The sequence below is a fragment of the Streptococcus infantis genome (genome assembly GCF_047465525.1).
Classification (GTDB): Bacteria; Bacillota; Bacilli; order Lactobacillales; family Streptococcaceae; genus Streptococcus; species Streptococcus infantis_R.
Map to the genome: position 1 here is coordinate 1 of NZ_JASGZS010000008.1, position 18,651 is coordinate 18,651.

Annotated in this window: 16 protein-coding genes; all 16 read left to right on the forward strand. The window is 39.8% G+C overall.

What is annotated here, in order from left to right:
* On the forward strand, positions 1 to 1,022 hold a 1,022-nt coding region (locus QM374_RS03980; RefSeq protein ID WP_414286122.1), incomplete at its 5' end, for an Ig-like domain-containing protein.
* A gap of 530 nt (positions 1,023 to 1,552) precedes the next feature.
* The gene (locus QM374_RS03985) at positions 1,553 to 1,921 is read left to right on the forward strand and encodes a hypothetical protein (protein WP_075230640.1); all 369 of its coding nucleotides are present in this window, start codon (positions 1,553 to 1,555) and stop codon (positions 1,919 to 1,921) included.
* A 132-nt stretch (positions 1,922 to 2,053) separates the two neighbouring features.
* On the forward strand, positions 2,054 to 2,746 hold the full coding sequence (locus QM374_RS03990) for a phosphoglycerate mutase (RefSeq protein WP_414310942.1): 693 nt from the start codon (positions 2,054 to 2,056) through the stop codon (positions 2,744 to 2,746).
* 947 nt (positions 2,747 to 3,693) lie between these two features.
* A complete protein-coding gene (locus QM374_RS03995) occupies positions 3,694 to 5,355 on the forward strand; it encodes a ribonuclease J (RefSeq protein WP_414310943.1) in 1,662 nt (553 codons plus the stop codon).
* Positions 5,356 to 5,420: 65 nt separating this feature from the next.
* Positions 5,421 to 6,200 carry an alpha/beta hydrolase gene (locus QM374_RS04000; protein ID WP_414310944.1) on the forward strand — a complete coding sequence of 260 codons (780 nt, stop codon included), beginning with the start codon at positions 5,421 to 5,423 and terminating at the stop codon, positions 6,198 to 6,200.
* A gap of 208 nt (positions 6,201 to 6,408) precedes the next feature.
* Entirely contained in the window at positions 6,409 to 7,638 is a 1,230-nt protein-coding gene (locus QM374_RS04005; RefSeq protein WP_371561425.1) for an aminoacyltransferase, read from the forward strand.
* Positions 7,639 to 7,642: 4 nt separating this feature from the next.
* Positions 7,643 to 8,809 carry an aminoacyltransferase gene (locus QM374_RS04010; RefSeq protein WP_414274061.1) on the forward strand — a complete coding sequence of 389 codons (1,167 nt, stop codon included), beginning with the start codon at positions 7,643 to 7,645 and terminating at the stop codon, positions 8,807 to 8,809.
* 78 nt (positions 8,810 to 8,887) lie between these two features.
* A complete protein-coding gene (locus QM374_RS04015) occupies positions 8,888 to 9,589 on the forward strand; it encodes a M57 family metalloprotease (protein WP_414273303.1) in 702 nt (233 codons plus the stop codon).
* A 70-nt stretch (positions 9,590 to 9,659) separates the two neighbouring features.
* The gene (gene uvrC / locus QM374_RS04020) at positions 9,660 to 11,483 is read left to right on the forward strand and encodes an excinuclease ABC subunit UvrC (RefSeq protein ID WP_414310945.1); all 1,824 of its coding nucleotides are present in this window, start codon (positions 9,660 to 9,662) and stop codon (positions 11,481 to 11,483) included.
* Positions 11,484 to 11,554: 71 nt separating this feature from the next.
* A complete protein-coding gene (gene rsmH / locus QM374_RS04025; protein WP_414310946.1) occupies positions 11,555 to 12,505 on the forward strand; it encodes a 16S rRNA (cytosine(1402)-N(4))-methyltransferase RsmH in 951 nt (316 codons plus the stop codon).
* A gap of 9 nt (positions 12,506 to 12,514) precedes the next feature.
* On the forward strand, positions 12,515 to 12,832 hold the full coding sequence (ftsL, locus tag QM374_RS04030) for a cell division protein FtsL (RefSeq protein ID WP_075231548.1): 318 nt from the start codon (positions 12,515 to 12,517) through the stop codon (positions 12,830 to 12,832).
* 3 nt (positions 12,833 to 12,835) lie between these two features.
* The gene (gene pbp2X, locus QM374_RS04035; protein ID WP_414310947.1) at positions 12,836 to 15,091 is read left to right on the forward strand and encodes a penicillin-binding protein PBP2X; all 2,256 of its coding nucleotides are present in this window, start codon (positions 12,836 to 12,838) and stop codon (positions 15,089 to 15,091) included.
* A 1-nt stretch (position 15,092) separates the two neighbouring features.
* Positions 15,093 to 16,073 carry a phospho-N-acetylmuramoyl-pentapeptide-transferase gene (gene mraY / locus QM374_RS04040; protein ID WP_414310948.1) on the forward strand — a complete coding sequence of 327 codons (981 nt, stop codon included), beginning with the start codon at positions 15,093 to 15,095 and terminating at the stop codon, positions 16,071 to 16,073.
* Positions 16,074 to 16,202: 129 nt separating this feature from the next.
* Entirely contained in the window at positions 16,203 to 16,730 is a 528-nt protein-coding gene (locus QM374_RS04045) for an FUSC family protein (RefSeq protein WP_414267385.1), read from the forward strand.
* A 75-nt stretch (positions 16,731 to 16,805) separates the two neighbouring features.
* Complete coding sequence (gene glnR, locus QM374_RS04050) at positions 16,806 to 17,162, forward strand: transcriptional repressor GlnR (protein WP_000659543.1); 357 nt, start codon at positions 16,806 to 16,808, stop codon at positions 17,160 to 17,162.
* Positions 17,163 to 17,197: 35 nt separating this feature from the next.
* On the forward strand, positions 17,198 to 18,544 hold the full coding sequence (glnA, locus tag QM374_RS04055; RefSeq protein ID WP_045763630.1) for a type I glutamate--ammonia ligase: 1,347 nt from the start codon (positions 17,198 to 17,200) through the stop codon (positions 18,542 to 18,544).
* Positions 18,545 to 18,651 lie beyond the last annotated feature (107 nt).

Here is an 18,651-nt window from a genome sequence, read left to right on the forward strand (position 1 = left end):
TCAGTGTTCCAGTAAGTGGCTTGGAAGAAGGTCAAACCGTCTCTGTGACAGCAAAAGATGCTTCAAACAACACATCAGCACCAACTACAGCAACAGTAGCGAAAGCTGATGATACCAAAGCACCAGATGCACCAAGTGTGAACCCAGTTAAAGCAGGAGATAAAGCAGTTACAGGTACAGCAGAAGCAGGTTCAACCGTAGAAGTCACTCTTCCAGATGGCACTAAAGCAACCGCAACAGCTGACAAAGATGGCAACTTCAGTGTTCCAGTAAGTGGCTTGGAAGAAGGTCAAACCGTCTCTGTGACAGCAAAAGATGCTTCAAACAACACATCAGCACCAACTACAGCAACAGTAGCGAAAGCTGATGATACCAAAGCACCAGACGCACCAAGTGTGAACCCAGTTAAAGCTGGAGATAAAGCAGTTACAGGTACAGCAGAAGCAGGTTCAACCGTAGAAGTCACTCTTCCAGATGGCACTAAAGCAACCGCAACAGCTGACAAAGATGGCAAGTTCAACATTCCAGTAGCTGGATTGAAGGCAGGCGACAAAGTTTCTGTAACAGCGACAGACGCAGCAGGTAACAAGTCAGGCGCAACAGACGCAACAGTAGCGCCAGCAGTCCCAGTTGTGAACGATGGTAAAGTGTCTGAAGCAAACGGAGCTAAAGCACCAGCCCTTACTCCAGTAGTAGATCCAAGCAACTTGACAGATGCCGAAAAAGCTAAAGTAGCTGAAGAAGTTAAGAAAGCTAACCCAACTGCGACAGATGTTAAGGTGAACAATGACGGATCAGTAGTTGTAACCTTTGCGGACGGATCAGTGGCAACAATTGCAGCTAATAAAGTTGTTAAGGAAGCAACTAAAGAGTCATCTGCTCAAGCACCAGCTAAGAAAGCAGGAGCGAAAGAATTGCCAAACACTGGTACTAAACAATCTAACGCTTCACTTGGACTAGCACTTCTTGCAGCAGTGACAGGAGGACTCCTTATCTCTAAAAAACGTAAGGAAGAAGAGTAAACCATTACTCGGATAAAGCAAATCTTAGAATCTTGATTCTATGAGATTGCTAGAAAAGAAGCTGGGTAAAAACTCACTTCTAAATATAAAAACAACGAGCATTTCCATAGTTGGAGATGCTCGTTTTTCTTATGTCATTGTTTATAATCAAAGTCTTTTATACCATTTGCCAAATCTATCAAGGCTTGAAGAAAAACATGAGACAAGATAGTAGCTATTCTGAGGTTATTGTCTTATTTTTAACACTTATTGATCTATAAAAGAGCATGAAAAATTCACACCTTATTTGGTATTTTTGAAATAAGGTATTATAGCAGAGTGAATCTAGAATAGTACATTACGACTGCTATAAATATTTCTAGAAATTAGTTTGACTTTCCTAATCGAATTGTTCATACTTTATTTCAATTTACTATATAACTTAAGGAAAATAAAGTGCCACTGATGATATTGTGGTCTACTTGGAAAAGCTTTGAATTTAACCTAAAATATGGTAGAATAACAATTATTAAAATTTGAAGGAGACATTTATGAAGACAAAAACACTAGCGCAAATTGCTGGAATTATTGGGACTATTGCAGGCTCGCTCTTGGCAATTTTGCCAGTCGTAATATTAATGGTTGCATCTATTTTTGCGAATGAAGATTTTGCAGGAGTAATTTTAGCGATTATCTTCATTGTTTTTACCTTAGTAAAAATCGCAACTCTCATTCTTGGAATTCTCTCTCTAATCTATTATAAGGATGATAAGCGCATATCAATGGCGCCATCTATTTTGTTAATCGTAGGTTCTGTAGTAGGCTTGATTCCATTTTTAGGCTGGATTGGTGGCATCGTCATTGTCATCGGTGGTGCCCTTTTTTTAACAAGCTTGAAACAATTTCAAGTTCAAGAATAGCTGTTTATTGAGAGAAGGGGCGTTCACCTCTTCTCTTTTAAATCGATTTTGACTAGCTTTTTTGTGAAAAATTGTGTAAAATAGAATAGATAAACGAGGGAAACCTCGGAAAATAAAAGGAGTATCCATCAAATGGTAAAATTGGTTTTTGCTCGCCACGGTGAGTCTGAATGGAACAAAGCTAACCTTTTCACTGGTTGGGCTGATGTTGATTTGTCTGAAAAAGGAACACAACAAGCGATTGACGCTGGTAAATTGATCAAAGAAGCTGGTATCGAATTTGACCAAGCTTACACTTCAGTATTGAAACGAGCAATCAAAACAACTAACTTGGCTCTTGAAGCATCTGACCAATTGTGGGTTCCAGTTGAAAAATCATGGCGCTTGAACGAACGTCACTACGGTGGTTTGACTGGTAAAAACAAAGCTGAAGCAGCTGAACAATTTGGTGATGAGCAAGTTCACATCTGGCGTCGTTCATACGATGTATTGCCTCCTGCAATGCCTCATGATGACGAATACTCAGCACATACTGACCGTCGTTACGCTTCACTTGACGACTCAGTTATCCCAGATGCTGAAAACTTGAAAGTGACTTTGGAACGTGCCCTTCCATTCTGGGAAGACAAAATCGCTCCAGCACTTAAAGATGGTAAAAACGTATTCGTAGGAGCTCACGGTAACTCAATCCGTGCCCTTGTAAAACACATCAAAGGTTTGTCAGATGACGAAATCATGGACGTGGAAATCCCTAACTTCCCACCATTGGTATTCGAATTCGACGAAAAATTGAACGTAGTTTCTGAATACTACCTTGGAAAATAAAAAATTGTAAGTCTAGGATTGATTTATATCGATTTCAAAAAGTTACACAAATAATTCAAGCGAAGGATTTAGTTCTGTCTTGCACAGGGCTGAGTCCTTTTAGTTTGATTTTATACTCTTCGAAAATCTCTTCAAACCACGTCAGCGTCGCCTTACCGTATATGTGTTACTGACTTCGTCAGTTATATCCACAACCTCAAAACGGTGTTTTGAGCAACCTGCGGCTAGCTTCCTAGTTTGCTCTTTGATTTTCATTGAGTATTTAAGTATAGTGGATTGAATCTAGAATAGTAGGCTACGGATTCTAAAACATTTATAGAAATTTATTTGACTTTCCTAATTTCTTTGTTCATATCTTATTTTAATCCACTATAATAATCAATATTGTTTACAATCTCATGTCACACTCGGTTCAGAGGCTTAAACATTTTCTCATAGCCTTAGAACGAGATCCCATTTCCAAGCACTAAAGAAGGGAATCATCGTGTCCTTTTTATTTATAAAAATACTTGTTATTAAAAAATTGATGATAAAAATCATAGTGCTATTCCTATCCTTGGTAGCTATGAGAGATAGTATACTCAGATTGGTCAATTTTGAAAGTCTCTGTTAACATGCCGTTCACTTGTTTTTGATTTGCTGAAGTAGAAAGGGGATAAGTGCTCATTTATTATAAAATCCATATAATGCTGACCAGCAGCCAAGAAAAATCTAACATTTAGGGTGCAGGTCATTCCTGTTTTTTACCAGCAAACTCTCCTCCAGTATCTGTAAGAATGATAGGAAAGAGGTAGTTAAAGTGCGATTATCTGTAAGATTCATTTTGAAAATTAGTAAAAAAATGGTATAATGAATGGAAAAGATTCGGCTGAAAGTGAATTGGACTTTCAGAAAAAGAGAGCTTTTAAAGCTCTACAAACAAGTTGAAGTGACTATTCGGAGGAAAAATGAATACTATTAAATTAACAACACTTGGGGGTGTACGTGAAAATGGTAAGAACATGTACATCGCAGAAATTAACGACTCGATTTTTGTATTAGATGCAGGTTTGAAATACCCTGAAAATGAACAGTTGGGTGTCGATGTCGTTATTCCCAACATGGACTATTTGTTTGAAAATAGTGACCGTATTGCTGGGGTTTTCTTAACACACGGGCATGCGGATGCGATTGGAGCCCTTCCATATCTCTTGACAGAAGCTAAGGTTCCTGTATTTGGCTCAGAGTTGACCATCGAACTGGCTAAACTATTTGTTAAGGGAAATGACAGCGTCAAGAAATTTGATGATTTCCATGTCATTGACGAAAATACAGAAATTGATTTTGGCGGAACGGTAGTGTCCTTCTTCCGTACAACTCACTCTATCCCAGAAAGTTTGGGTGTGGTCTTAAAAACGTCTGAAGGAAACATCGTTTATACAGGGGATTTCAAGTTTGACCAAACGGCTAGTGAATCTTACGCCACTGACTTTGGGCGTTTGGCAGAGATTGGTCGCGAAGGGGTCTTGGCTTTGCTTAGTGACTCAGCAAATGCAGATAGCAATATCCAAGTAGCTAGTGAAAATGAAGTTGGTGTAGAAATCACGCAAACTATCTCTGACTGGGATGGACGTATCATCGTTGCTGCAGTTGCAAGTAACCTTTCTCGTATCCAGCAAGTTTTTGATGCAGCTGCGGAGACAGGGCGTCGTGTTGTCTTGACAGGATTTGACATTGAAAATATCGTCCGTACAGCGATTCGCTTGAAAAAATTGTCTCTAGCAAGTGAAAATCTTTTGATTAAACCAAAAGATATGTCTCGTTTTGAAGATCACGAATTAATTATCCTTGAAACTGGACGTATGGGGGAACCCATTAACGGCCTACGCAAGATGTCTATTGGTCGTCACCGTTATGTTGAAATCAAAGAAGGTGACCTGGTCTATATCGTTACAACACCATCAATCGCCAAGGAAGCGGTTATGGCACGTGTAGAAAATATGGTTTACCAAGCAGGTGGAGTTGTCAAGCCAATTACTCATAGCTTGCGTGTGTCAGGGCATGGGAATGCGCGTGATTTGCAATTGATGATCAATCTCTTGCAACCTAAATATCTCTTCCCAATCCAAGGAGAATACCGTGAGTTGGATGCCCATGCTAAGGCTGCTATGGCAGTTGGTATGTTGCCAGAACGTATTTTTATCCCTAAAAAGGGAACAACCATGTCTTATGAGCATGGAGATTTTGTCCCATCTGGTGCTGTTACTGCAGGAGATGTCTTGATTGATGGGAATGCCATCGGAGATGTCGGCAATGTCGTCCTTCGTGACCGTAAAGTCTTGTCAGAAGATGGTATTTTCATCGTGGCTATCACTGTTAACCGTCGTGAGAAAAAAATCATCGCTAAAGCTCGAGTGCACACGCGTGGATTTGTCTATCTCAAGAAGAGTCGTGATATCTTGCGTGAAAGTACAGAGCTAGTCAATCAAACAGTAGAAGACTATCTACAAGGTGAAGATTTTGACTGGGCAGAGCTCAAAGGTAAGGTACGTGATCATTTGGCCAAGTTCCTCTTTGACCAAACCAAACGTCGTCCAGCTATCTTACCAGTAGTTATGGAAGCAAAATAGGATCAAATAGCAAGAGAAAGTCGAGTTTCGGCTTTTTCTTATCTTAAATGAATAAGGAGCAAGTTATGGCAGTAATGAAGATTGAGTATTACTCAGAAGTTTTAGATATGGAGTGGGGAGTGAATGTTCTCTACCCAGACGCGTCTCGGGTTGAGGAACCAGATTCTACGGATATTCCTGTCCTCTATCTCTTACATGGGATGTCAGGAAATCATAATAGCTGGCTCAAACGGACCAATGTAGAGCGCTTGGTACGAGGGACTAATCTAATTGTTGTCATGCCAAATACAAGTAATGGCTGGTACACAGATACTCAGTATGGCTATAACTACTATACAGCTTTAGCAGAAGAACTGCCTAAAGTGCTCAAACGCTTCCTCCCTAACATGTCTAGCAAGCGTGAAAAGACTTTTATCGCTGGTCTATCAATGGGAGGCTATGGTTCCTTCAAATTGGCCCTATCAACCAATCGTTTTTCACATGCAGCTAGTCTTTCTGGTGCTCTTAGTTTCGAAGAGTTTTCTCCAGAAAGTCAAAATCTTGGGTCGCTTGCCTACTGGCGAGGTGTTTTTGGTAAGCTTGATAACTGGGCAACTAGTCCTTACTCACTTGAAAGCCTTGCTAACAAGTCAGACAAGAAGACCAAACTCTGGGCTTGGTGTGGTGAACAAGATTTCTTGTATGCTGCCAATAACCTCGCGGTGAAGAATCTCAAGAAACTTGGTTTTGATATTTCTTATAGTCATAGCCCAGGCAACCACGAGTGGTATTACTGGGAAAAACAATTGGAACGGTTTTTGGCAACCCTACCAATTGATTTTGTTTTGGAAGAAAGATTGAGCTAGTTTTTTTGTCGATAAAATAATATAGACTGTCCCTTTAAGATTAAAAATGAAAATGAAAGTTTGTTCTCACTAGACTTTTTAATTGAAAGTAGTAAAATGGTAGTAGAAACTTGGTGGAGATGATCTCTTAAAAAAGTGAGATGCCATTTCTTGGTGTTTTTATAGAAAAAATAATAATTTATATGAAGATATAATGGGAGGAGTTAAAGTGTTTGAATTTAAAGTAGGGATTTCGTCTCAAGAACATGATACTTTTGTTAGTCAACATCCACAAGTTAGTCTATTACAGAGTAGTTCTTGGGCAAAGATAAAAGATAATTGGGGGAATGAGCGTTTAGGTTTTTATAAAAATGGAGAATTAGTAGCTGTTGCAAGTATACTCATAAAAAAATTGCCACTTGGATATACTATGATGTATATCCCAAGAGGACCAATCATGGATTATCAAGATAAAGAGTTGGTAACATTTGTGATGAGAAGCTTAAAACAATTTGGGGCTAGTAAGCGGTCTGTTTTTATTAAGTTTGATCCGTCTCTGATCTTAAAACAATATCCTATTGACAAATCTTCTAAAGAATTTTCTGAGAATAGTATATCTATAGAAGCTATTCAAAATTTAAAAGATGCAAACTGTCAATGGTCTGGTAGGACTATAGCTATGTCTGAAACTATTCAACCACGTTACCAAGCTAATAGAATACTAAAAAAAGGTTTAGATTCTGATTTTCCAAAGCATACTAAGAGGTTAATGAAGGATGCTGTTAAGAGAGGTGTTATTACATTTCGTGGTAGCTTATCGGATATTTCAAATTTTGAAACGATTATAGCTTTAACGGAACGTCGTAAGAATGTTTCTCTGCGAAATCAGGAATATTTTCAAAAGTTAATGGAAATATATGGAGATGATTCGTATTTACACTTAGCAAAGATTAATATTCCTGAACGTCTAACAGAGTATAGAGAGCAGTTACACCAGATAAAAAAAGATTTGGCTGAAACAGACGAATATCAAAAGAAGCGTCTAACGAAATTACAACAACAGAAAAAATCTGTTGAAAAATACATTATAGAATTTCAAGAACTTGTTCAAAAATATCCGGAAGAAATAGTTATAGCGGGGGTTCTCTCTGTTTCGTTCGGCGATACACTAGAAATGCTTTATGCTGGAATGGATGATAGATTTAAAAAATTCTACCCCCAATATGTGCTTTATCCAAAAGTGTTTGAGGATGCTTTAAATGATGGTAAAAATTGGGCTAATATGGGGGGGATTGAAGGTACTTTAGATGATGGGTTAACAGATTTTAAATCCAACTTTAGTCCTGTTGTTCAAGAATATATAGGAGAGTTTACTCTACCGGTAAGTTTTTTGTATCAATTGGCCAACTATTTTTATTGCCTTCGAAAAAAATTAAGAAAAAAACATCATAGAAAGTAAGTTTATGAAACTGATTACACTCACTAAAGAAGAGTTTCAACGTTATTCGGAAACAGTTCCTAGCTGCTCCTTCATGCAGTCTGTCCAGATGGGAGATTTGTTAGAAAAGCGAGGAGCTCGAGTTGTTTATCTTTCTTTGAAACAAGAAGGAGAAATTCAAGTTGCAGCTCTGATCTATAGCTTGCCTATGTTAGGCGGTCTTCATATGGAGTTGAATTCTGGGCCTATTTATACCCAAAAAGGTGCCCTTCCAGTTTTTTATGAGGGATTAAAAGAATATGCTAAACAAAATGGTGCATTAGAGTTGCTTGTGAAACCTTATGAGACCTATCAAACTTTTGATAGTGAAGGTGATCCAATAGATGCTGAGAAAAAAAGTATTATTCAAGATTTGACTAATTTAGGTTATCAATTTGATGGATTGACAACAGGTTATCCTAATGGAGAAGTCAGCTGGCATTACATCAAAGATTTGCAAGATTATGATGCTGTTTCCTTATTGAAATCCTTTAATAAAAATAGTATTCGCAACATTCAGTCAGCCTTTGATTTTAATATTCTTATTCGAAATGCAGAACGGGAAGAAATTCCAACGTTCAAAAAAATTATTGAAGAAACAGGTAAAAGACAAGGTTTTGAGGATAAGAATTTAGATTATTACTTTAAATTGTATGATATGTTTGGAGATAAGGCGGATTTCCTAATTGCTGAAGTTAATCCGCAACAGTCTATAGATGCTTTAAATGTGAAGATGGCTAGTCTTGACAAGAAGTCGAAACAATTTCATCAGCAATACCAAGCCTTGCAAAAGAAAAAAGATTTTCTAACTAGCTTGGATAGTGAATCTGGCAATGTTGTTCTAGCTTGTGCTTTGATAATCTACACAAATACAGAGGCAACCTACTTGTTTGGGGGGTCGTACGCAGAGTATCAGAAGTTCTCAGCTCCATTTTTACTTCAATATCATGCGATGAAGCAGACAATGCAACGAAACATCCATCAATACAACTTCCTAGGGATTCAAGGGATTTTTGATGGTAGTGATGGCGTTTTGCGTTTTAAACAAAATTTTAATGGCTATATTGTACGAAAAGCAGGTACTTTCCGTTATCATCCATCGCCTTTAAAATACAAAGCTATTCAGTTATTCAAAAAAATATTAGGACGTTAAGATGAAAAAGCCAGTATTTAGTTTTCTTTTAGCTTGTTTTAGTAAAATAAAGTTTATTTGCTAGAAAGGTGGAGAGACATGCGCTGGCTTTTTCGTTTAATAGGGGCTTTCTTTTCTTTTGTTTGGCGTTTGTTTTGGCGCCTGGTTTGGATTGTTTTGCTTTTATGCACTCTTGCTTTTGGACTTCTCTGGTATCTGAACGGGGATTTTCAAGGAGCGCTAAAGCAAGCAGAACGGTCGGTAAAGATTGGTCAACAAAGTATTGACCAATGGGAAAAAACAGGGCAACTTCCTAAGTTAAGCCAGACGGATAGTCACCAACATTCTGAAGGAAGGTGGCCACAGGCCTCTGCTCGTATTTACTTGGATCCGCAGATGGATTCACGCTTTCAAGAGGCTTATGTAGAAGCAATCCAGAATTGGAATCAAACTGGTGCTTTTAACTTTGAACTTGTCACCGAGTCCAGCAAGGCAGATATCTTGGCTACCGAGATGAATGACGGAGCCACTCCTGTGGCAGGAGAGGCGGAAAGTCAGACCAATCTCTTAACAGGGCAATTCTTGTCTGTAACGGTGCGGTTGAATCATTATTATCTATCCAATCCAAACTATGGCTATACCTATGATCGTATCTTGCATACAGCAGAGCATGAGCTAGGTCATGCCATTGGCTTGGAACATACTAATGAAGTGTCAGTCATGCAGCCAGCAGGTTCTTATTATGGTATTCAGGCTCAAGATGTTCAAGCAGTTCAAGAACTTTATGAGTCTGGAGAATAAGTGATTTTCAAACGAAAAATAGAGCTCCTTGATGTAAGCAATGAAGGGGGCTTTTTGCTATAATGGAACTATGAATAACTTGATTAAATCAAAACTAGAGCTCTTGCCGACCAGCCCTGGTTGCTACATTCACAAAGATAAAAACGGTACGATTATCTATGTAGGAAAGGCTAAAAATCTACGTAATCGTGTACGGTCTTATTTCCGTGGAAGTCATGATACCAAGACAGAATCCTTGGTGTCTGAGATTGTAGATTTTGAGTTTATTGTCACGGAGTCTAATATTGAAGCCCTCCTTTTGGAGATTAACCTGATTAAGGAAAACAAGCCCAAGTACAATATTATGCTCAAGGACGATAAGTCCTATCCTTTCATCAAAATTACCAATGAGCGCTATCCTCGCTTGATTATCACCCGTCAGGTCAAAAAAGACGGAGGTCTCTATTTTGGACCCTATCCTGATGTGGGGGCGGCCAATGAAATCAAGCGACTTCTGGATCGGATTTTTCCTTTTCGTAAGTGTACTAATCCACCGTCTAAGGTCTGTTTTTATTACCATATCGGCCAGTGCGTGGCTCACACCATTTGTAAGAAAGACGAGGCTTATTTCAAAGCCATGGCTCAAGAAGTCTCTGATTTTCTAAAGGGTCAGGATGACAAAATCATCGATGACCTCAAGGAAAAGATGAATGTGGCAGCTCAGAGTATGGAATTTGAACGTGCAGCTGAATATCGAGATCTGATTCAGGCTATTGGGACCCTTCGGACCAAGCAACGAGTTATGGCCAAGGATCTCCAAAATCGTGATGTCTTCGGCTACTATGTAGATAAGGGTTGGATGTGCGTTCAGGTATTCTTTGTCCGCCAAGGTAAGCTCATTGAGCGCGATGTCAATCTCTTCCCTTACTACAATGATCCGGATGAGGACTTCTTGACCTATGTAGGACAATTCTATCAAGAAAAATCTCACCTGGTTCCTAATGAAATTTTGATTCCTCAGGATATTGATGAAGAGGCTGTTAAGGCTTTGGTAGATACCAAGGTTCTAAAGCCCCAACGTGGGGAGAAAAAACAACTGGTCAATCTCGCTATCAAAAATGCGCGTGTAAGCTTGGAGCAGAAGTTTAATCTGTTAGAGAAATCAGTTGAAAAGACTCAAGGGGCTATTGAAAATCTTGGGCGACTTTTACAAATTCCGACACCTGTCCGTATCGAGTCCTTTGATAACTCCAATATCATGGGGACTAGTCCAGTTTCTGCCATGGTTGTTTTTGTTAACGGGAAACCGAGCAAGAAGGATTACCGCAAGTACAAGATAAAAACAGTTGTTGGACCAGATGACTATGCAAGTATGCGAGAGGTTATCCGCAGACGCTATGGTCGAGTTCAACGTGATGGCTTGACACCGCCAGATTTGATCGTCATTGATGGGGGACAAGGTCAGGTTAATATCGCTAAGCAGGTTATTCAAGAAGAGTTGGGGTTAGATATTCCCATTGCAGGTCTGCAAAAAAACGATAAGCACCAAACCCATGAATTGCTCTTTGGAGATCCGCTTGAGGTGGTAGAGCTGTCTCGCAATTCTCAGGAATTTTTTCTCCTACAACGAATCCAAGATGAGGTCCATCGCTTTGCGATCACCTTCCACCGTCAACTGCGCTCTAAAAATTCCTTCTCCTCTCAATTGGATGGAATTGAAGGTCTGGGTCCAAAACGCAAGCAGAACTTGATGAAATATTTCAAATCTCTGACAAAAATCAAGGAAGCCAGCGTGGATGAGATTGTCGCAGTTGGTATACCAAGAGCAGTAGCAGAGGCTGTTCACCAAAACTTGAATCCCCAAGAACGCGTAGAACTAGCTCAGGTAGCAGAGTCGCCTGCTGAATACAAGTGATAAAGTAGTAAGAAAAGGTTTTTGCTTTAGCGAGTGCAAGCTAGTCAGAATTGTGGTAAAATAGATAAGATATGACTAAAGAATTTCATCATGTAACGGTCATGCTCCATGAAACCATTGATATGCTTGATGTAAAACCTGACGGTATTTACGTTGATGCGACCTTGGGTGGAGCAGGCCATAGCGAGTATTTATTAAGTAAATTAAGTGAAAAGGGGCATCTCTATGCCTTTGATCAGGACCAGAATGCCATTGACAATGCCCAAAAACGTCTGGCGCCTTATATAGAAAAAGGAATGGTTACCTTCATCAAGGACAACTTCCGTCATTTGCAAGCACGTTTGCAGGAAGCGGGTGTAGAAGAAATTGATGGCATTTGTTATGACTTAGGTGTTTCGAGCCCGCAATTGGATCAGCGTGAACGTGGTTTTTCTTATAAGAAGGATGCGCCACTGGATATGCGGATGAATCAGGAAGCTAGCTTGACAGCTTATGAGGTTGTCAATCACTATGATTATCATGATTTGGTGCGAATCTTTTTCAAATATGGAGAAGACAAGTTTTCCAAGCAGATTGCTCGAAAGATTGAACAAGCACGGGAAGTCAAGCCAATCGAGACAACGACTGAGTTGGCAGAAATTATTAAGTCGGCCAAACCTGCCAAGGAACTCAAGAAGAAGGGCCATCCTGCCAAGCAGATTTTCCAGGCTATTCGAATTGAAGTCAATGATGAGCTGGGAGCAGCAGATGAGTCCATTCAGCAGGCTATGGATATGTTGGCTCTAGATGGTAGAATCTCAGTGATTACCTTCCATTCGCTAGAAGACCGCTTGACCAAGCAGTTGTTTAAGGAAGCTTCAACGGTTGAAGTTCCAAAAGGCTTGCCCTTCATTCCAGATGATCTCAAGCCCAAGATGGAATTAGTCTCTCGCAAACCGATTCTACCAAGCAAGGAGGAGTTGGAGGCCAATAATCGTTCCCACTCAGCCAAGTTACGAGTAGCTCGAAAAATTCATAAGTAAGGGGATAAAATGGTAGAAAAAAGAGAAACAACGAGCCAATTACTGCAAGCTCGTATCAAGAGATTTTCACGTGTTGAGAAGGCTTTTTACCTTTCGATTGCCATTACAGCCCTTGTCTTAGCCATCAGTGTGGTCTATATGCAAACCAAGCTCCTGCAAGTTCAAAGTGATTTGACAACTGTCAACAGACAGATTGAGGAGAAAAAGACGGAGCTAGACGATGCCAAGCAAGAGGTCAATGAATTGATTCGCTCAGAACGTCTGGCGGGTGTCGCGGATTCGCAAGACTTGCAATTAAACAATGGAAATATCCGATCGGCGGAGTAATATATGAAAACATGGAAAGAAAAAATAGTACACTTTGCCATTAAGAATCGCAGAACTCCTCTAGAAAACCGCAGACGAGTTGGGAAGAGCCTTAGTCTCTTAGCCGTCTTTCTCTTTGCTGTTTTTTTGGTTAACTTTGCGGTGATTATTGGTACGGGGAAGAAGTTTGGTGTTGACCTGGTCAAAGAAGCCAGTAAGGTTCACCAAACAACTCGAACAGTTCCTGCTAAGAGGGGGACCATTTATGATCGTAATGGAACGCCGATTGCTGAGGATGCAACGTCCTATAATGTTTATGCTGTCATTGATAAGGACTATAAATCAGCTAATGGAGATGTTCTATATGTAGAAGAATCTCAGTACAATAAGGTAGCCGAAATTTTCCATAAGTACTTGGATATGGAGGAGACTTACGTCAAAAATCAACTCTCTCAACCAAATCTCAAACAGGTTTCTTTTGGTGCTAAAGGGAATGGGATTACCTATGCTAATATGATGTCCATTAAACAGGACTTAGAATCTGCTAAGGTTGAGGGTATTAATTTTACGACTAGTCCAAATCGAAGTTATCCAAATGGGAAATTTGCCTCATCCTTTATTGGTTTAGCCCAGTTACGTGAAAATGAAGATGGCACGAAAAGTCTAATTGGGACATCTGGTATCGAGAGTTCCTTAAATAGTTTATTGGCAGGGACAGATGGTATTATTACATACGAAAAAGACCGTCTAGGTAATATTGTTCCTGGTACAGAACAAGTCACCCAACAGACCGTAAACGGGAAAGACGTCTATACGACCCTATCTAGTCCTTTGCAGTCCTTTATGGAAAGTCAAATGGATGCCTTCCAAGGAAAACTAAAAGGCAAGTATATGACTGCGACCTTGGTTAGTGCCAAGACAGGAGAAATTCTGGCCACGACTCAAAGACCGACCTTTGATGCTGATACCAAAGAAGGGATTACAGAGGACTTTGTCTGGCGTGATATCCTTTACCAAAGTAACTATGAACCAGGTTCAACCATGAAGGTCATGACCTTAGCAGCAGCTATAGATAACAACACCTTCCCTGGTGGAGAATACTTTAATAGTAGCGAATTAAAAATAGCAGATGCAACTATTAAGGACTGGGATGTGAATGATGGCTTATCAGCTGGAAGTATAATGACATACTCACAAGGTTTTGATCACTCGAGTAATGTCGGTATGACCTTGCTCCAGCAAAAAATGGGGGATGCCACTTGGTTAGACTATCTCAGTCGTTTCAAATTTGGTGTTCCTACTCGTTTTGGGATGAGTGATGAATATGCCGGACAATTGCCTGAAGACAATATCGTTAGTATTGCCATGAGTTCTTTTGGTCAAGGGATTTCTGTTACTCAGACCCAGATGCTTCGTGCCTTTACAGCAATCGCTAATGATGGGGTCATGCTAGAGCCGAAGTTTATTAGTGCCCTCTATGATCCAAATGATCAGACTGTTCGTAAATCGCAGAGGGAGGTTGTAGGGAATCCTGTTTCTAAAGAAGCGGCTAGTCTGACTCGAGAAAATATGATTTTGGTTGGTACAGATCCTGTTTATGGTACAATGTACAATAAACTTACCGGTAAACCAATCGTTACTGTTCCTGGTCAGACTGTTTCTGTCAAATCTGGAACAGCTCAAATTGCCGATGAGCAAAACGGAGGATATTTAGTTGGGAAAACCAATTATATCTTTTCTGTAGTAACCATGCATCCTTCTGAAAATCCTGATTTTATTCTTTACGTAACAGTTCAACAGCCAGAACACTTTTCTAACCCTTGGTTTGGAGAATTTGCTAATCCTATTCTTGAACGAGCTTCTGCCATGAAGGAATCTCTCAATCTTCAATCTACAGCTAAGAACTTGGATCAGGTAACATCAACAACTAACTATGCAATGCCTGCGACTAAGGATTATAGTGCTGGAGATTTGGCTGAAGAGCTACGACGTAACCTTGTTCAACCAATTGTTATCGGTTCCGGAACAAAAATTAAAGAAAGTTCAGTATCAGAAGGAACCAATCTAGATGCTAATGAAAAAGTTCTACTACTCTCTGACAAGGTAGAGGAGATGCCTGACTTGTATGGTTGGTCTAAGAAGAATGTTGAAACCTTTGCAAAATGGCTCAATCTCGAGGTAGAATATGAAGGCTCTGGACAAACTGTTACGAAACAAAGTGTTCGTGCCAATACAGCTTTAAAAAACATACAGAAAATAAAAATAACATTAGGAGATTAGAATGCTTATTTCTATCTTTGCTGGAGTGATTGCCTTTATTCTAACAGTCATAGGAATTCCAGCCTTTATCCGTTTTTACCATAAAGCACAGATTACCGGTCAACAGATGCATGAGGATGTCAAACAACACCAAGCAAAAGCTGGGACACCAACAATGGGAGGACTCGTCTTTCTCCTAGCGGGAGTTTTAGTTAGTCTGGTCCTTGCTCTCGTGACTAATCAATTAACCAATAATGTCGGAATGATCCTCTTTATCCTGGTCTTATATGGTTTGGTCGGTTTCTTGGACGATTTCCTCAAGGTTTTCCGCAAAATTAATGAAGGACTTAATCCTAAACAAAAACTCTTGCTCCAGTTAGTTGGAGGAGTGATCTTCTATTTCTTCTATGAAAGAGGTGGAGATATCTTAAATGTATTTGGTTATCCCTTGCATTTAGGTGTTCTGTATATTTTCTTTGCCCTCTTCTGGTTAGTTGGTTTTTCAAACGCAGTTAACCTGACTGACGGAATCGATGGCTTGGCAAGTATTTCTGTGGTGGTTAGTCTATCTGCCTATGGAGTGATTGCCTATGTGCAAAATCAGCTCGATATCTTACTAGTGATTGTAGCAATGATTGGTGGTCTTCTTGGCTTCTTTGTCTTTAACCACAAGCCTGCTAAGGTCTTCATGGGAGATGTAGGTAGCCTAGCCCTTGGAGGGATGTTGGCTGCTATTTCCATGGCACTGCACCAAGAATGGACCTTGCTCTTGATTGGGATTGTATATGTTTTTGAAACAACATCTGTTATGATGCAAGTCACCTACTTTAAGTTGACTGGAGGAAAACGTATCTTCCGTATGACACCAGTTCACCATCATTTTGAGTTGGGGGGCTTTTCTGGGAAAGGCCAAGCTTGGAGTGAGTGGAAGGTCGACTTCTTCTTCTGGGGAGTGGGCTTGCTCGCTAGTCTCTTGACTTTAGTTTTCATGTATTTGTTCTAAAAAGAGAATGTGGAATCATCAGATAGAGAAGGATTAAGTTCCTTCTCTTTTTTATTTCCTTCAGTTTACTGTTTCCCCTTCTCAAAAATAGGTAAATTTATGGTAAAATGGAAATAGAAAGTTGAAATGATGAGTTATTTTAAAAAGTATAGATTTGACAAATCCAAGTTTAAGTTAGGAATGCGAACTTTCAAGACAGGGATCGCTGTTTTTTTAGTTCTCATGATTTTTGGTTTTTTTGGTTGGAAAGGACTTCAGATTGGAGCCTTGACTGCAGTTTTTAGTTTAAGAGAAGACTTTGACAAGAGTGTTCATTTTGGTACTTCTCGTATTCTCGGAAATAGTATCGGTGGTTTTTATGCCCTGATTTTCTTTCTCTTAAATAATCTTTTTCACGGTGCCTTCTGGGTAACCCTCCTAGTTGTTCCAATTTGCACCATGTTAACCATTATGACAAATGTTGCTATGAACAATAAAGCAGGTGTTATCGGTGGAGTTGCGGCTATGTTGATTATTACCTTATCAATTCCAAGCGGCGAGACGGTTTTGTACGTATTTGCCCGAGTTTTTGAAACATTTATGGGTGTTTTTGTAGCAATTCTTGTAAATTACGATATTGATCGTTTACGGAGTATTTTATTGAAAAAAACAAAATAATGTCACAAGATATAACATTATTGATTGACGATTGAATTTTTTTAGACTATAATAGACAGAAAGAAGGAAGTGTACATGAAGGAAAAAGAATTTCGTCGCAATATGGCAGTTTTTCCAATTGGTAGTGTTATGAAACTGACCGATCTTTCGGCGCGCCAAATTCGTTATTATGAAGACCAGGAATTGATTAAGCCTGATCGCAACGAGGGCAATCGCCGTATGTATTCTTTGAATGACATGGATCGATTACTTGAGATTAAAGATTATATCTCTGAAGGTCTGAACATTGCTGCCATCAAGAAAAAATATGCTGAACGTGAGGCGAAGTCTAAAAAACCAGTGAGTCAAACTGAAGTGCGTAGAGCGCTTCGGAATGAAGTTCTCCAGCAAAGTCGCTTCGCTTCTCAACAATCACCTTTTGGTCGCGGTTAGGCAACCGCAAGTCGTCATATATAAGGAGAAAAACCATGCCAATCACAGCTGCAGATATTCGTCGTGAAGTTAAGGAAAAAAATGTAACCTTTATCCGTCTCATGTTTTCAGATATTTTGGGAACTATGAAAAACGTCGAAATTCCTGCTACAGATGAACAACTAGACAAGGTCTTGTCAAATAAGGCTATGTTTGATGGATCTTCTATTGAAGGGTTTGTTCGTATCAACGAATCTGATATGTACCTCTACCCTGACTTGGACACTTGGACAGTCTTTCCTTGGGGAGATGAGAACGGTAGTGTCGCAGGATTGATCTGTGATGTCTATACAACAGAAGGGGAACCATTTGCTGGAGATCCTCGTGGAAACCTCAAACGTGCTCTTCGTCACATGGAAGAAGTTGGATTCAAGTCTTTCAACCTTGGACCAGAGCCAGAATTCTTCCTATTTAAGCTTGATGAAAATGGAGACCCAACTCTTGAGGTAAATGACAAGGGTGGTTACTTTGATTTGGCACCTACTGACCTTGCCGATAACACTCGTCGTGAGATTGTTAACGTCTTGACCAAAATGGGATTTGAGGTAGAAGCAAGTCACCACGAAGTTGCTGTAGGTCAACATGAGATTGACTTTAAGTACGATGAAGTTCTTCGTGCTTGTGATAAGATTCAAATCTTTAAACTTGTTGTAAAAACAATTGCACGTAAACATGGTTTGTATGCAACCTTTATGGCTAAACCAAAATTTGGTATCGCTGGTTCAGGTATGCACTGCAATATGTCTTTGTTCGATGCTGAGGGAAACAATGCCTTCTTTGATCCAAATGATCCAAAAGGCATGCAGTTGTCAGAAACTGCTTACTACTTCCTTGGTGGTTTGATCAAACATGCTTACAACTATACAGCTATCATGAACCCAACCGTTAACTCATACAAACGTTTGGTTCCAGGCTACGAAGCCCCTGTTTACATCGCTTGGGCAGGTCGCAATCGTTCACCACTTGTCCGCGTACCAGCATCACGCGGAATGGGAACACGTTTGGAGTTGCGCTCCGTGGATCCAATGGCAAACCCTTATATTGCTATGGCTGTTCTTTTGGAAGTTGGTTTGAACGGTATCGAAAACAAAATCGAAGCGCCGGCACCAATCGAAGAAAATATCTACATCATGACTGCAGAAGAGCGTAAGGAAGCTGGAATTACTGACCTTCCATCAACGCTTCACAATGCTTTGAAAGCTTTGACAGAAGACGAAGTGGTTAAAGCAGCTCTAGGTGAGCACATCTATACTAGCTTCCTTGAAGCTAAACGTATCGAGTGGGCAAGCTATGCAACCTTTGTCTCACAATGGGAAATTGACAACTACCTAGATCTTTACTAATGATAAATCAGAAAGATTGTCCGTGAGGACGATCTTTTTTTCTTGCATTTTGTATCGAAGTGTGATATATTTTGTATAACGAAGTGCGATATATCGAACTAAATAGG

Bases quoted from the DNA above. Each gene is read 5' to 3' on its own strand.
- QM374_RS03985 (WP_075230640.1), top strand. From the start codon at position 1,553: ATGAAGACAAAAACACTAGCGCAAATTGCTGGAATTATTGGGACTATT.
- QM374_RS03990 (WP_414310942.1), top strand. From the start codon at position 2,054: ATGGTAAAATTGGTTTTTGCTCGCCACGGTGAGTCTGAATGGAACAAA.
- QM374_RS03995 (WP_414310943.1), top strand. From the start codon at position 3,694: ATGAATACTATTAAATTAACAACACTTGGGGGTGTACGTGAAAATGGT.
- QM374_RS04000 (WP_414310944.1), top strand. From the start codon at position 5,421: ATGGCAGTAATGAAGATTGAGTATTACTCAGAAGTTTTAGATATGGAG.
- QM374_RS04010 (WP_414274061.1), top strand. From the start codon at position 7,643: ATGAAACTGATTACACTCACTAAAGAAGAGTTTCAACGTTATTCGGAA.
- QM374_RS04015 (WP_414273303.1), top strand. From the start codon at position 8,888: ATGCGCTGGCTTTTTCGTTTAATAGGGGCTTTCTTTTCTTTTGTTTGG.
- uvrC (WP_414310945.1), top strand. From the start codon at position 9,660: ATGAATAACTTGATTAAATCAAAACTAGAGCTCTTGCCGACCAGCCCT.
- rsmH (WP_414310946.1), top strand. From the start codon at position 11,555: ATGACTAAAGAATTTCATCATGTAACGGTCATGCTCCATGAAACCATT.
- ftsL (WP_075231548.1), top strand. From the start codon at position 12,515: ATGGTAGAAAAAAGAGAAACAACGAGCCAATTACTGCAAGCTCGTATC.
- pbp2X (WP_414310947.1), top strand. From the start codon at position 12,836: ATGAAAACATGGAAAGAAAAAATAGTACACTTTGCCATTAAGAATCGC.
- mraY (WP_414310948.1), top strand. From the start codon at position 15,093: ATGCTTATTTCTATCTTTGCTGGAGTGATTGCCTTTATTCTAACAGTC.
- QM374_RS04045 (WP_414267385.1), top strand. From the start codon at position 16,203: ATGAGTTATTTTAAAAAGTATAGATTTGACAAATCCAAGTTTAAGTTA.
- glnR (WP_000659543.1), top strand. From the start codon at position 16,806: ATGAAGGAAAAAGAATTTCGTCGCAATATGGCAGTTTTTCCAATTGGT.
- glnA (WP_045763630.1), top strand. From the start codon at position 17,198: ATGCCAATCACAGCTGCAGATATTCGTCGTGAAGTTAAGGAAAAAAAT.